Consider the following 15,228-nt stretch of genomic DNA (forward strand, 5'->3'; position numbering starts at 1 on the left):
AATTCAAATTAAAAAACGATAGCTGTGTAAGTCATTGAAAAACTGTGTTTTCGAAAATTATTTCGATTTTTACCGAAATAAATGTTGATCTGAAGCTGTTTATTTCTATAATTCGAGAATATTCGAAATTAAGGGTTGGTTACTTTTCTCATAGAGTCTGACCTTCAATCCAGTTTGGAGTTAATTATGAGCAATGAAATGTTAACAATGCTAAAAGACGCACTTGATATGTTCGCCTTCTTAGCAGTAGAGCTAATCATCCTTTTCTTGGCGATCAGCTACATTGTTGGGATTCTGCAAGAGTTTCTTACGCCAGAAAAGATTCAATCGATTCTGAGCTCACGTAACGGCAAGGGTTATGTGGTTGCAGCGCTACTGGGTGCGATTACGCCTTTCTGTTCATGTTCGACCATTCCTTTCTTAAAAGGGTTGCTGCGTGCACGAGCAGGTTTTGGACCAATGATGGTGTTCCTATTCGGTAGCCCACTATTGAACCCAGTGATCATTGGTTTGTTCGTGATTACGTTTGGTTGGCAAGTGGCTGTGTTCTACTTCTTAGTCGCAATGACAGTATCGGTAGTCGCAGGTTACGCACTTGAGAAGCTTGGCTTTGAGCGTTACGTAAAACCTGAAGCGTATGAATCGACAGGTTCTGCTTCAAGCTGTGGCACTAGCTGCGGTGATTCTGCTCCTAAGAAAGCAGCACCTGCTAAAACAGAATCTTCATGTGGTACAAGTGCATGTGGTGAACCTGCGCCAGTAATGGCGAAAGAGACATCTTGCTGCGATTCTAAAAAAGAAGAGCCACAAGTCACGGTTTCATGCTGTTCTGCGGATGGAAGCGCGACTGCTGAGATTGTAGAGAAGAAAGAACCTAGCCGTTGGATGAGAATTTGGTTCTCAACTTGGAAAGACTTCAAACAAGTTTTCCCTTACCTAATGATGGGTATTGCGATTGGTTCATTCATCTACGGCTTCATTCCTACAGACCTAATTGCACAGTACGCTGGTGAAGGTATGTGGTATGCGATTCCAGTAGCAGCCGTGATTGGTATTCCACTGTACATTCGTGCTGAAGCGGTAATCCCATTAAGTGCTGCTCTAGTTCAGAAAGGCATGGCGTTGGGTTCGGTAATGGCATTGATTATTGGTAGTGCAGGTGCAAGTTTAACGGAAGTTATCCTGCTTAAATCAATCTTCAAGAACCAAATGATTGCAGCATTCCTATTCGTTATCCTAAGCATGGCGATGGGGGCAGGCTTCCTATACAGCTTCATCTTTGGTTAATCGGGTCTGATTCCTAGATAACTCCATTGATAGCAAGATATAGATAATAAAAAAGAGCTCACTTAGTTGAGCTCTTTTTGTGTTTAGGAGGTCAAAAAATCATGGGCATTAGGCTTAATTTTTTTGAGAACGCTATTATTCCGGAAGTGCTGCTATCGAAAATAACACTCATCAACCCCTACTTTTAGACTTGAATGTAACCGCTTTGATGCCAAGTATTAACAATATTCATGTTTCGTAGGTGTCAATTAATTGGTGAGCTTATTTAATCTTTTTGGCTGATTATTGGACGGTTTTCATATCGATATCTAGTATTTATGTAAGGGTGAATAATGAAATAGCATCGTTCAAAATTAACGTTTGTTTAGCTTTAATTCAACGATGACAGCGTCAAAAGACTTGGAGTTAATGAATGAAAGATAAGTTGAAAATTTACTGCCTTGGAACCCCTACACTTGAAACCAGAGAATCATTTGAGCTCGTGCCAGTCAGTGACATTAATCAACTCCCTGAATTATTGGGCGGCGTCATAGTTCTAAATGGCGATCTTAGTTCGCAAGACGACGTGATGAGCCAACTCCACCGTAGCAGGAAATTTTGGTCTTGGAAGATTTATATTTTAGAAGATAGTGCATTATCAGAGTGTTTATCAGACGGCACTTTAAATCCAGAAAGTGTTGAAGAAGAGGTGATTCAACACCGCAGAACGTTAGAAAGTATTATCGACACATCGGATACATTAGACCCTCTTGTTGGGTGGTTAGGCTTGGATCAAAGACGTCGATTATCACCTCACAAATATTTGTCTCATAAATCGATATATTCCTATCCGTTAGTGGAGCTTTACTATCCGGAGTTAAGTTCAACTTATCGTTTTGTATTATCAGAGACTAAGCGAGACACTTTTGAAATTGAGGATTTAATCGATCGAGTAAGAGTGTGTCATGAATGTGCCAGTGCCCACTTAAACTACATCGAAGCGTGTCCTTCTTGCAAAGACATTGATATTACTGAGCGTACCTCTCTCCATTGTTTCACGTGTGGCCATGTTGCTGAACAAGGGCTTTTCAAACGCAATCAAAAATTAGAATGCCCGAAATGTTTGACTCAGCTTCGACATATTGGAGTGGATTATGATCGCCCTTTAGAAACTCATACATGTAACTCATGCTCTCACTCTTTTTCTGAGGCGGAGACATTAGCTTCTTGTTTCGAGTGTGGTACAAAAAACGATATTTCAAAGTTGGTTGTTAGGAAGATTTATTCGCTGAAACTTGGAGTTCAGGGAGAGTATATATTCCGTCATGGAGTGAAGCTATCGGCGCCTGAACTGACCTTAAGCGGGAAAGTAGACGGCGGGTATTTTTCTAATCTTCTTAGCTGGGTTAATAGGATTGCACTTCGCCACGAAGAAGAGCACTTATTATTGGGGTTACACCTGCCTGATTTAGCGCAGTATGTGTCTAAAAATGGAGACGCAAAAATGTTTGCTTTGATCGAGCAAATTACAGAGCGTTTAAACGGATTGTTTAGAGATTCTGATATTTGTTGTCAGTTTAAAAGCGATGTTCTTCTTGTATTTATGCCTAAAGCTAAGATGGAACATATAGAAGTATTACGCGAGAAAATAGAAGCACTTTGTTCTTTAATCGAAGATGACGATTTCACGCTGAATGTCTTTGCATGGGGTATACCCGATCCAACAATGAAAGAAGATGTTGGTTATTGGTTAGAAAGTAAAGTCAGTGAAATCTATGCTGTCAGTTAGCCTTGATCTCCAACAGTACTTCTGGGGGATGCTTTTAGAGAACTCTGAGCTTTGGCTAATGCTTTTCCCCATGATGATTATGGTGGAGCTCCCACTCTTTCTGCTTGTGTTAAGTGGAATCTTTCGCTGGTCTTATTCGGCCAGTGACATAGAGATAAAAGAATACCCAAGCATCTCGTTTGTAATTACTTGTTATGGAGAAGGAGATGCAATTGAGATAACGATCGACACGCTTGTTGAACAGCTTTATCCCGGAAAGATTGAGATTTTAGCCGTAGTCGATGGAGCAACTCAAAATGAAGATACCTACTTAGCTGCAATGCGAGGGGAGCAAAGACATAAAACGGTAAGAAACAGAGATGTTCGTGTCATTCCTAAGTGGCAAAGAGGAGGTCGCGTATCAACGTTAAATGCTGGTTTAGATAACGCTACCGGCGATTTTGTTATTAATGTTGATGGTGATACTTCTTTTGATAACGACATGGCGTTACAAATGATGAAGCAATTTACTGATAAGAATGTGATTGCTTCTGGAGGTGCTTTACGCGTTAGAAACTGGCAAGAAAATTTGCTTACGCGAATGCAGTCTCTTGAATATATGTTATCAATGCAAGCTGGTAAGACGGGGCTATCCAACTGGGGTGTTCTCAATAATATATCAGGAGCATTTGGTGCCTTTCGAAAGAACACTCTGAAGCAAGTTGGAGGGTGGGATACCCATACTGCTGAAGATCTCGACTTAACGATGAGGCTCAAACAGTACAAGAAAAGACATCCAAACAATAAACTCGCTTTTACACCCAAAGCTGTGGGCCATACTGATGTACCCAATACACTGAAAGGGTTGGTACAACAAAGGCTAAGATGGGATGGAGACTTATTATTTCTGTTTTTAAGGAAACACAATGAAGGTCTAACCCCTAGATTACTCGGTTGGGGAAACTTTATATTTACTTTAGTTTATGGCGTTCTACAAAACGTATTGCTGCCCATTCTAGTTTCGCTATTCATGTTTTACATATTTTGGGCTTACCCCTTCGATCTTGTTGCTGCACTTCTGATCCTTATCTATTGCGTCTATTTGTCGACAGTGTTGTTGTTTTTTACTGTCTATATTGGGTTGGTTTCCGAAAGAGCGAAAGAAGATCTTAAGATGGCAAAATGGCTAATCTTGTATCCGTTTTATCAGTTCTTTATGCGGTTGATTACGGCGTTCTCTATGGTGAATGAGTTATTTAGAAGAAGTCATGAAGAATCCAGTATGGCTCCTTGGTGGGTATTGAAAAAAGGCAAAAGGTTTTAACAATGAAAGTGAAATTTCATCTTGATAAAAAGAATAACCCTCAATCGGATGATGGTATCAAAGTTGCTTACGGACAAGCGAAAAGAGGAGGCTACCGCTTTCGTTGGTATTTAATCCTAAGCTTAGTGGTTAGCCCTCTATTATTCGTAGCGTATTTTTTCTTAAAGACAAATTTTCTGGTTATTGCTCCGGCAATCATTACCTCGCATCCTGTAACCTTAACCTCTAAAGTTGCAGGAGTAGTCGGCCCAATTCCAGTAGACGATGGAAGTCAAATCCTAAAATCAGAGACAGCGATTCAGTTGACTAATATGGAAGTGGAAGCGCAAATCGAATTTCTTCATGCTGAGTTATTAGATTTAGAAATCAGGTCTCCTGATGATATTGGCTTACTGCACTTGAAAGGCATTGAAGAAACGCGCAGTAATTTAAACACGGTACAGCAAATTCAAACGCGATATGAAGAATATAGGAAAAAAGGTCAGGTATCCGATGTGGACTATGCAAGTATAGTGGGAATGAGTAACTCACTTAATAATCAGCTTAATGGACAAAAACTTGATTATCAAAATGCGAAATTAGCTGAACAAGAAAGAGAATTAGCGGGTCCGGTTAGTCAGGCTCGACGTGCTTTAATGAAAGATCTAGCACTTAAACGTGTTGTTGAACAAGGATTGGCGATTAAGTCTCCCTATGAAGGTCGCGTTGTCGATATCCATGTCGTTGAAGGACAGAGAGTGTTCGAAGGTGACGAGCTTGTAACGATAGCGAAGAATACCATCCCGCAAGTGGTCGCGTATTTAGACCCTAAATATTTAGAGAATGCGATAATAGGAGCTCATACCAAGGTAAGGTTTCCTAATGGTAGTACTTTTGAGGCTGAGATTGCAGATTCGGTAGAAATCGTCAGTAAGTTGCCGACTCAATTAGCAAGCCCTTTTGAAGGGCAGCCAGCATATCTCAAAGTAGCATTGAACTTTACGGCTGATTTGCCTAGAGAATATTGGATTGAAGGGATGACCGTCGAAGTGCGTTTTTAATTAGCACGCTAACTTGACCATAAATGGAGCGTATATCGCTCCATTTATGGTTTTAGGGCTAGCTATTTTTATAGCGAACTGTTGTTTTAGAGTGACCTCTGCTTTAGAGAGAACTATCGTAGAGAGAGCTGTGGATATCAAAAACCACGTACATCCAGTTCATTGTTGATCAATACAACACACTGAGAAGCAAACAACATGTTTGGACCTAAGCTGATTTTCTCTGTCCCTAAACGCTTCAAGCTGTTGTAGCTTTTCTTCGGCATAGGGATATGGTCAGTTAGAAGGAAACATGGGTTTTCCGCAATCTCTGCGTCACGGATAAAGTCGCCTTTCTTATCCATCATGTACAGCTGGTGGTCTTCAGCCAGTTCTTTAACCAACTTTTCAAAACTCATAGTACGAACAGTGATGCCCGGTTCAACCTGACGTGTCTGTTCTTTTATCATGCCTTGAGAAGCATCAACCGCTCTTACTACCGCTGATAACAATGCCGATTCATGAAAGCCACCAATGTTAGTGATCTCATTTGAATCGAAAGTGATCGTACGTGAAAAGTCTTTAGTACTTTCTAATACAAGGTGCACGGTGACATTCTCACGGTGTGATTGAGCAACGAAGATCGTGTTCATCAGAGTATGAGCCAGAATCTCAGTATGAGCGTCTTGCCCAACACCTTCTAAGATAAGTTTGCTCTCTGTAGGGGCTGCGCGAGCGCGTAATACAAATGAACGCATGGGATGTACCTTGTCAGTATGTGATAAAGCGAAATAGGCTTAATCAACATGAATTGATGAATAACTAAAAATTATGGCGGTATGTAACTCTTTTCTATTAATGAAGTCAAATGGAGTTATGTATAGTACTGACCACAAGAACTCTACGTATTAAATAGAGAGTGACCACATTACAAGATGGTAAAGGTTGAAGCTAACCAAGGTTTACATAGATAGTATGCGCAAATTATTAGGTGACTTATACCAATCACAGTAAGTGATCATAAATAGCGCAGGGAAAAGGCTTGAGAACAAGGCGGCTCTATTCGACAAAGAGTTTCGATAAGTAGTTATTCTACTATCAAAATTTCTAACGCAGTTATTAAGCGTTTTAACCAGCTAGGGTGAACAGTTATTTACTACGATTGGTATTACATAAGGAAGTAGTCGATGAAGTTACAGAAGATTAATAAAGAAGAATATAGAAAGAAGATGAACCTACTGTTGGTTTCATTGGTTGGGTCACTAGCCTTGTTTGCCATTGTATTTGGTAGCATTCTGATTGAGCTTTTTGGTTCAGCTGGCTCCGTTACAGGGGAAGCGACGGGTAATTTCCATTTGAATGTACTCGGGGTGATTTTATCAGTCGCCTTGAATGCGTTTATTGCGAGCCGTGTGAAAGGGCATGATTACTTTAAAGAAGCGCTTTATGTGTGGAACCTGAAACAGATTCACAATCAAATCTATCGTAAGCTAAAGCGTATTCAACCAAGAGCTGAGCAAGGCGACCGAGAAGCATTAACTATCCTTTACTTCTATTACACCACGCAAAAACAGGTATACGACCTAGATAACAATACATTGACAATAAAAACGGTTCAGAAATCTCTAGATAACATAATGGAGCTTAGTGAAAAGTGGAGTATCGAACTGGATATAGAGACATTCTCGAAAGATCTAGTCGCGAAATTCTAAGTTATATGCTCTTGATTGTATGAGCTTTGGCCTATGAAAGAGGGTTTTGACGTAAAAGTAGACGCTTAAGCAATTTTTTTGAATTTTTATCAAAAAAGGGGTTGCCATGTTTTCGATGATCTCTATAATGCCGCCTCACTGACACGGCAGTCGCTACAAGGCTTCAGCGGTAATCAGAAAGACGGAAAGTTCGAAAGGAATTAATTTTAAAAAGTGTTTGACACTTAAAATTAAATCGCTAGAATTCACGTCCGCTTTCAAGGGTTTCTTTGTAAAAAGAAAGTTTCGACAAGCAAAGCTCTTTAACAATTTAAACCTATCAATCTGTGTGGGCACTCGTTGATGAATATCAAAACGTTTTATTTCCCTTTTTATAAAGAGAAGTAAAACAGATTCCTCGGAATCAACTTTGGTTTCAATGAACTGAGTGACCAATTCAATTTGGTACAGCCTTGAGCTGTTTGATTTCACTTTTTAAAGTGAAAGCCAAAAAGAGCACAGTCAATTCATTATCTTTCTGTTGGAAAGATAATAGCTTTAGAATTACTTTTTGTAGTTTTGAAGTCAGTATTCGTTGAGTCACACCTATTAAATTAGGTAATCAAAACTTTAAATTGAAGAGTTTGATCATGGCTCAGATTGAACGCTGGCGGCAGGCCTAACACATGCAAGTCGAGCGGAAACGACACTAACAATCCTTCGGGTGCGTTAATGGGCGTCGAGCGGCGGACGGGTGAGTAATGCCTAGGAAATTGCCTTGATGTGGGGGATAACCATTGGAAACGATGGCTAATACCGCATAATGCCTACGGGCCAAAGAGGGGGACCTTCGGGCCTCTCGCGTCAAGATATGCCTAGGTGGGATTAGCTAGTTGGTGAGGTAATGGCTCACCAAGGCGACGATCCCTAGCTGGTCTGAGAGGATGATCAGCCACACTGGAACTGAGACACGGTCCAGACTCCTACGGGAGGCAGCAGTGGGGAATATTGCACAATGGGCGAAAGCCTGATGCAGCCATGCCGCGTGTATGAAGAAGGCCTTCGGGTTGTAAAGTACTTTCAGTTGTGAGGAAGGGTGTGTAGTTAATAGCTGCGCATCTTGACGTTAGCAACAGAAGAAGCACCGGCTAACTCCGTGCCAGCAGCCGCGGTAATACGGAGGGTGCGAGCGTTAATCGGAATTACTGGGCGTAAAGCGCATGCAGGTGGTTCATTAAGTCAGATGTGAAAGCCCGGGGCTCAACCTCGGAACTGCATTTGAAACTGGTGAACTAGAGTGCTGTAGAGGGGGGTAGAATTTCAGGTGTAGCGGTGAAATGCGTAGAGATCTGAAGGATACCAGTGGCGAACGCGGCCCCCTGGACAGACACTGACACTCAGATGCGAAAGCGTGGGGAGCAAACAGGATTAGATACCCTGGTAGTCCACGCCGTAAACGATGTCTACTTGGAGGTGTGGCCTTGAGCCGTGGCTTTCGGAGCTAACGCGTTAAGTAGACCGCCTGGGGAGTACGGTCGCAAGATTAAAACTCAAATGAATTGACGGGGGCCCGCACAAGCGGTGGAGCATGTGGTTTAATTCGATGCAACGCGAAGAACCTTACCTACTCTTGACATCCAGAGAAGCCAGTGGAGACACAGGTGTGCCTTCGGGAGCTCTGAGACAGGTGCTGCATGGCTGTCGTCAGCTCGTGTTGTGAAATGTTGGGTTAAGTCCCGCAACGAGCGCAACCCTTATCCTTGTTTGCCAGCGAGTAATGTCGGGAACTCCAGGGAGACTGCCGGTGATAAACCGGAGGAAGGTGGGGACGACGTCAAGTCATCATGGCCCTTACGAGTAGGGCTACACACGTGCTACAATGGCGCATACAGAGGGCAGCAAGCTAGCGATAGTGAGCGAATCCCAAAAAGTGCGTCGTAGTCCGGATTGGAGTCTGCAACTCGACTCCATGAAGTCGGAATCGCTAGTAATCGTGAATCAGAATGTCACGGTGAATACGTTCCCGGGCCTTGTACACACCGCCCGTCACACCATGGGAGTGGGCTGCAAAAGAAGTGGGTAGTTTAACCTTTCGAGGAGGACGCTCACCACTTTGTGGTTCATGACTGGGGTGAAGTCGTAACAAGGTAGCCCTAGGGGAACCTGGGGCTGGATCACCTCCTTATACGAAGATATCCACGACAAGTGTCCACACAGATTGATTAGGTTTAGAAAAGCAAAGAGAAGAAGAACTCCCAAGGTTCTTCGAAGTTTGTTTCTACTTTTAAAGTGGAGATAAATTAGCAGTGTCCCGTTCGTCTAGAGGCCTAGGACACCGCCCTTTCACGGCGGTAACAGGGGTTCGACTCCCCTACGGGATACCACTTCCTTCAAGAAGTAAAAAGGGTCGTTAGCTCAGTTGGTAGAGCAGTTGACTTTTAATCAATTGGTCGCAGGTTCGAATCCTGCACGACCCACCATTTCCTCCCAAGGAAATAAAATTTGGGGCGATTAGCTCAGTTGGGAGAGCACCTGCCTTACAAGCAGGGGGTCACTGGTTCGAGCCCGGTATCGCCCACCATTTCCTCCCAAGGAAATAAAATATGGGGCTATAGCTCAGCTGGGAGAGCGCCTGCCTTGCACGCAGGAGGTCTGCGGTTCGATCCCGCATAGCTCCACCATTCTTTCTCCATGTAAGGATGGCTTTTATTTTCACTTTTTAAAAAGTGAAGACAAAAGAAACTATCATGGGCGATTAGCTCAGTTGGGAGAGCACCTGCCTTACAAGCAGGGGGTCACTGGTTCGAGCCCGGTATCGCCCACCATCTTTAAATATTCTTTGATGACAAAAGTCTGAAGAGAGTTTTTAAAAATGGTTTTGAAAGTTTAAAACTTGAAAAACTCTTGCTCTTTAACAATTTGGAAAGCTGACTGATTTAAATAACGAAGTTATTTAAATCAAATTTAAAAGTTCTCAATGTTTATCTGCTCTTATTTATTAAGAACGGTATAAACACAACAAACACATTCAAGTGTCTTGTATTCGAATGATCAGAAATGATTGTTCATTTTTTGATTCTACTTTTTATTAAAAAGTGGAAACAAAAAGTAAATTGAGTCCGGCAAACAGTTATCAAGAATTAACCCTTCTTGATGACAACCAAAAACCTTGGTTAGTTGCCATACTAGTTTGTTTTCGCTCCTGTTTGTCTTCACTTTTTAAAAGTGAAAATAAGAAGGAAAGCGAAAGTAAAACAGAGACCCTTTCGGGTTGTATGGTTAAGTGACTAAGCGTACACGGTGGATGCCTTGGCAGTCAGAGGCGATGAAAGGCGTAATAACTTGCGATAAGCCCAGATTAGGTAGTAATAACCTTTTGAGTCTGGGATTCCTGAATGGGGAAACCCACTTACATAAGTAAGTATCCTGTTGTGAATACATAGCAACAGGAGGCAAACCGGGGGAACTGAAACATCTAAGTACCCCGAGGAAGAGAAATCAACCGAGATTCCGAAAGTAGCGGCGAGCGAAATTGGATTAGCCCTTAAGCTTTTAATGATGCAGGTGAAGAGTCTGGAAAGTCTCGCAATAAAGGGTGATAGCCCCGTAACCGACACATCATAATCAGTGAAAACGAGTAGGGCGGGACACGTGATATCCTGTCTGAATATGGGGGGACCATCCTCCAAGGCTAAATACTACTGACTGACCGATAGTGAACCAGTACCGTGAGGGAAAGGCGAAAAGAACCCCTGTGAGGGGAGTGAAATAGAACCTGAAACCGTGTACGTACAAGCAGTAGGAGCACCTTCGTGGTGTGACTGCGTACCTTTTGTATAATGGGTCAGCGACTTAATTTTAGTAGCAAGGTTAACCGTTTAGGGGAGCCGTAGGGAAACCGAGTCTTAACTGGGCGTACAGTTGCTAGGATTAGACCCGAAACCAGGTGATCTAGCCATGGGCAGGTTGAAGGTTGAGTAACATCAACTGGAGGACCGAACCGACTAATGTTGAAAAATTAGCGGATGACTTGTGGCTAGGGGTGAAAGGCCAATCAAACCTGGAGATAGCTGGTTCTCCCCGAAAGCTATTTAGGTAGCGCCTCGGACGAATACTACTGGGGGTAGAGCACTGTTAAGGCTAGGGGGTCATCCCGACTTACCAACCCTTTGCAAACTCCGAATACCAGTAAGTACTATCCGGGAGACACACGGCGGGTGCTAACGTCCGTCGTGGAGAGGGAAACAACCCAGACCGCCAGCTAAGGTCCCAAAGTATAGCTAAGTGGGAAACGATGTGGGAAGGCTCAGACAGCCAGGATGTTGGCTTAGAAGCAGCCATCATTTAAAGAAAGCGTAATAGCTCACTGGTCGAGTCGGCCTGCGCGGAAGATGTAACGGGGCTAAGCTATACACCGAAGCTGCGGCTACGTACCTTAGGGTATGTGGGGTAGGGGAGCGTTCTGTAAGCCGTTGAAGGTGGTCTGTAAGGGCTGCTGGAGGTATCAGAAGTGCGAATGCTGACATGAGTAACGATAAAGGGAGTGAAAAACTCCCTCGCCGGAAGACCAAGGGTTCCTGTCCAACGTTAATCGGGGCAGGGTAAGTCGACTCCTAAGGCGAGGCCGAAAGGCGTAGTCGATGGGAAACGGGTTAATATTCCCGTACTTCTTACAATTGCGATGGGGGGACGGAGAAGGCTAGGTGGGCCTGGCGACGGTTGTCCAGGTTCAAGTACGTAGGCGGAAAGTTTAGGTAAATCCGGACTTTCATTAACGCTGAGATACGATGTCGAGCTACTACGGTAGTGAAGTCATTGATGCCATGCTTCCAGGAAAAGCCTCTAAGCTTCAGATTGTAAGGAATCGTACCCCAAACCGACACAGGTGGTCGGGTAGAGAATACCAAGGCGCTTGAGAGAACTCGGGTGAAGGAACTAGGCAAAATGGTACCGTAACTTCGGGAGAAGGTACGCTCTTATCAGTGAAGTCCCTTGCGGATGGAGCAGACGAGAGTCGCAGATACCAGGTGGCTGCAACTGTTTATTAAAAACACAGCACTGTGCAAAATCGTAAGATGACGTATACGGTGTGACGCCTGCCCGGTGCCGGAAGGTTAATTGATGGGGTTAGACTTCGGTCGAAGCTCTTGATCGAAGCCCCGGTAAACGGCGGCCGTAACTATAACGGTCCTAAGGTAGCGAAATTCCTTGTCGGGTAAGTTCCGACCTGCACGAATGGCGTAATGATGGCCACGCTGTCTCCACCCGAGACTCAGTGAAATTGAAATCGCTGTGAAGATGCAGTGTACCCGCGGCTAGACGGAAAGACCCCGTGAACCTTTACTACAGCTTGGCACTGAACATTGAACCTACATGTGTAGGATAGGTGGGAGACTATGAAACCGCGTCGCTAGATGTGGTGGAGTCGTCCTTGAAATACCACCCTTGTAGTTTTGATGTTCTAACGTTGGTCCCTGAATCGGGATTACGGACAGTGCCTGGTGGGTAGTTTGACTGGGGCGGTCTCCTCCCAAAGAGTAACGGAGGAGCACGAAGGTGGGCTAAACACGGTTGGACATCGTGTGGTTAGTGCAATGGCATAAGCCCGCTTGACTGCGAGAATGACAATTCGAGCAGGTGCGAAAGCAGGTCATAGTGATCCGGTGGTTCTGAATGGAAGGGCCATCGCTCAACGGATAAAAGGTACTCCGGGGATAACAGGCTGATACCGCCCAAGAGTTCATATCGACGGCGGTGTTTGGCACCTCGATGTCGGCTCATCACATCCTGGGGCTGAAGTCGGTCCCAAGGGTATGGCTGTTCGCCATTTAAAGTGGTACGCGAGCTGGGTTTAGAACGTCGTGAGACAGTTCGGTCCCTATCTGCCGTGGGCGTTGGAAAATTGAAAGGGGCTGCTCCTAGTACGAGAGGACCGGAGTGGACGAACCTCTGGTGTTCGGGTTGTCATGCCAATGGCATTGCCCGGTAGCTAAGTTCGGAATCGATAACCGCTGAAAGCATCTAAGCGGGAAGCGAGCCTTGAGATGAGTTTTCCCTGACGCTATAAGCGTCCTAAAGGGTTGTCGTAGACTACGACGTTGATAGGCAGGGTGTGTAAGTGCTGCGAGGCATTGAGCTAACCTGTACTAATTGCCCGTGAGGCTTAACCATACAACACCCAAGGGGTTTTGTGGACTCAAAGAAAGACCAGACCTTGAATGCGTTTGAAGAGACATAACTTTTAGATTAGCTTTCCGAATTTTAAAATTTGCTTGGCGACCATAGCATTGTGGACCCACCTGATTCCATGCCGAACTCAGAAGTGAAACACAATAGCGCCGATGGTAGTGTGGGGCTTCCCCATGTGAGAGTAGGACATCGCCAGGCTTTCTTTATGTTTTCAGTTTTAAAAAACTGAAAGCAAAACTAAAAGCAGCGTACAAGTAAGACTGATTTTAGTGACAATTTGTTGGAGGGATGGCTGAGTGGTCGAAAGCACCGGTCTTGAAAACCGGCAACCGTTAATAGCGGTTCTAGGGTTCAAATCCCTATCCCTCCACCACCATTGAAAAGCCCGCTGAGAAATCAGCGGGCTTTTTTACATCTTGAATTTGCTAAAAGAGAGCTCAAAAACACTAGATAAGTCGTTATATTATCTAGTTATAAGGTTCGTAGAGTTAAGGCATTAAAAAAGCAGAGCGTAATCGCTCTGCTTTGATGTCTCAATGAATACTCTTTGGAATTTGTACAATCAGCTCGCTTATTTAGCGACGTTACCCGCCACGTTTAAAGCATCCCAAGTACGTGAAAAAGGTGGGGCATAACAGAAATCCATGTAGCCTAGTTGTTGAGTAGTCATCTTGGCTGTGATCGCTACGGCCAGTGCATTGATGCGGCCAACGGCTCCTTTCTTACCTACGATTTCACCACCTAAAAGGACCTTAGTTTCTGGGTGATAAACCAACTTCACCTTGATGTCTTCCTGGCCAGGGTAGTAATCGGTTTGGTTCTTATCTGAAATGGTCGATACTTTCACATCCAAGTTATGTTCTTTCGCTAGAAGTTCATTTACGCCAGTACACGCCAGCTCGTAATCGAGTACTTTCAAACAAGACGACCCCAAGAAGCCCGACATGTAGGTATCTTTACCTGCTAGCTTGTCTGCCATCATACGCGCTTGCTTATTGGCTGTGGTTGCTAGAGCAACATAAACAGGTTTGCCTAGTGCCATATGATGGACAACGGCACAGTCACCGACTGCGTGGATGTAAGCATCTACAGTAGCACCATATTCATTTACCAACAGAGCGCCGTTTGCAGCTTTTGGCAGTTCGAATGCTTCCGTGTTTGGTTTGAAACCGAGTGACAGGATCACGACATCGGCTTCTACGTTGCCATTATCGGTTTCTACTATGTAACCACCTTGTTCCGCATCGCGAATTGCAGACACGCTGCACCCTGTTTTAAGGTCTGCACCTGATTCACGAATCGCACCTTCGACTACTTCAATGATTTCTGGGCTGAACTGACGGCTCATGATGTGTTGTTCACGTTCGATGATCGTCACGTGTTTGTCTAAGCCGTGCGCTGCATCGAATACTTCCAGGCCGATAAAACCAGCCCCAATAACACACACACGTTGCTTGTTAACATCCTTTAGCGCTTCTTTAACCGCCAAGCCGTCTTCCATGCTTGTTAGTGTGTATACGTGTTCTGGATTGAATTCACCTAATGGTGGAACGATTGGTCGCGCACCTGTTGCAATGACCAACATATCGTAATCGATGACGCTTTCTTCATTTTGGTGACGTACCGTAATTTGCTTTTCAGTGCGGTCGAATGACACCATTTCTGTTTCTACACGTACATCTAAGCCTGATTTTATGGCTTGATCTGGTGTACGGGAGATCATTCGCTCGGTGTCATCAAACATGCCGCCTGCAAAGTAAGGTAAGCCACAGGCTCCGAAAGAGATGTAGCTACGCTTATCTAAAACGATGACTTCGTCTGATGGTTGATTACGTTTGTATTTTGCTGCGAAACTCATACCCGCGGCGCTACCGCCTATAACAACAACTTTCATATTTACTACCTAAATAACCTGAACTCAGGAAAAACAGAAGAGCACTCACGTGGAGTGCTCTTAATTAAGTTTGAGAA

At 44.1% G+C, this 15,228-nt stretch carries 7 protein-coding genes, 6 tRNA genes and 3 rRNA genes; 14 read left to right on the plus strand and 2 right to left on the minus strand.

Annotated elements, in window-relative coordinates:
* The first annotated feature begins 186 nt into the window (after nt 1-186).
* The 4 genes from MED222_RS14865 to MED222_RS14850 all read left to right on the plus strand — a co-directional run bounded on the left by MED222_RS14865 (nt 187) and on the right by MED222_RS14850 (nt 5,398).
* Nucleotides 187-1,287, plus strand: coding sequence for a permease (locus MED222_RS14865; RefSeq protein WP_009846281.1), 1,101 nt, complete (start codon nt 187-189; stop codon nt 1,285-1,287).
* A gap of 412 nt (nt 1,288-1,699) precedes the next feature.
* Nucleotides 1,700-3,055 carry a diguanylate cyclase gene (locus tag MED222_RS14860; protein WP_009846282.1) on the plus strand — a complete coding sequence of 452 codons (1,356 nt, stop codon included), beginning with the start codon at nt 1,700-1,702 and terminating at the stop codon, nt 3,053-3,055.
* Nucleotides 3,042-4,358 carry a glycosyltransferase family 2 protein gene (locus MED222_RS14855; RefSeq protein WP_009846283.1) on the plus strand — a complete coding sequence of 439 codons (1,317 nt, stop codon included), beginning with the start codon at nt 3,042-3,044 and terminating at the stop codon, nt 4,356-4,358. The genes MED222_RS14860 and MED222_RS14855 overlap by 14 nt, the downstream gene beginning before the upstream one ends.
* Nucleotides 4,325-5,398 (plus strand): HlyD family secretion protein, encoded by a 1,074-nt coding sequence (locus tag MED222_RS14850; protein WP_083784025.1) that lies wholly within the window; start codon nt 4,325-4,327, stop codon nt 5,396-5,398. Before MED222_RS14855 ends, MED222_RS14850 begins: the two co-directional genes overlap by 34 nt.
* A 137-nt stretch (nt 5,399-5,535) precedes the next feature.
* Here MED222_RS14850 and trmY read toward each other — a convergent pair whose 3' ends face one another.
* On the minus strand, nt 5,536-6,135 hold the full coding sequence (gene trmY, locus MED222_RS14845; RefSeq protein WP_009846285.1) for a tRNA (pseudouridine(54)-N(1))-methyltransferase TrmY: 600 nt from the start codon (nt 6,133-6,135) through the stop codon (nt 5,536-5,538).
* A 429-nt stretch (nt 6,136-6,564) separates the two neighbouring features.
* On the opposite strand from trmY, the gene MED222_RS14840 reads away from it, so the two are divergent.
* From MED222_RS14840 to MED222_RS14790, 10 genes are all read left to right on the plus strand, one after another.
* On the plus strand, nt 6,565-7,089 hold the full coding sequence (locus tag MED222_RS14840; protein ID WP_009846286.1) for a DUF3087 family protein: 525 nt from the start codon (nt 6,565-6,567) through the stop codon (nt 7,087-7,089).
* A gap of 611 nt (nt 7,090-7,700) precedes the next feature.
* Nucleotides 7,701-9,253: ribosomal RNA gene (locus tag MED222_RS14830) — 16S ribosomal RNA — on the plus strand.
* Nucleotides 9,254-9,376: 123 nt separating this feature from the next.
* Nucleotides 9,377-9,452, plus strand: a tRNA-Glu gene (locus MED222_RS14825).
* A 20-nt stretch (nt 9,453-9,472) separates the two neighbouring features.
* A tRNA-Lys gene (locus MED222_RS14820) sits at nt 9,473-9,548 on the plus strand.
* 25 nt (nt 9,549-9,573) lie between these two features.
* Nucleotides 9,574-9,649, plus strand: a tRNA-Val gene (locus MED222_RS14815).
* Between the two features lie 24 nt (nt 9,650-9,673).
* A tRNA-Ala gene (locus MED222_RS14810) sits at nt 9,674-9,749 on the plus strand.
* A 68-nt stretch (nt 9,750-9,817) separates the two neighbouring features.
* A tRNA-Val gene (locus MED222_RS14805) sits at nt 9,818-9,893 on the plus strand.
* Nucleotides 9,894-10,345: 452 nt separating this feature from the next.
* A 23S ribosomal RNA gene (locus MED222_RS14800) occupies nt 10,346-13,239 on the plus strand.
* A 100-nt stretch (nt 13,240-13,339) separates the two neighbouring features.
* Nucleotides 13,340-13,455, plus strand: a 5S ribosomal RNA gene (rrf, locus tag MED222_RS14795).
* Together the 16S, 23S and 5S rRNA genes with 6 tRNA genes alongside form the textbook arrangement of a ribosomal RNA operon.
* 84 nt (nt 13,456-13,539) lie before the next feature.
* A tRNA-Ser gene (locus MED222_RS14790) sits at nt 13,540-13,630 on the plus strand.
* Between the two features lie 198 nt (nt 13,631-13,828).
* Here the strand turns inward: MED222_RS14790 and MED222_RS14785 are convergent.
* On the minus strand, nt 13,829-15,151 hold the full coding sequence (locus MED222_RS14785; RefSeq protein WP_009846288.1) for a CoA-disulfide reductase: 1,323 nt from the start codon (nt 15,149-15,151) through the stop codon (nt 13,829-13,831).
* Nucleotides 15,152-15,228: the final 77 nt, after the last annotated feature.

This window comes from Vibrio sp. MED222, assembly GCF_000153005.1.
Classification (GTDB): Bacteria; Pseudomonadota; Gammaproteobacteria; order Enterobacterales; family Vibrionaceae; genus Vibrio; species Vibrio tasmaniensis_A.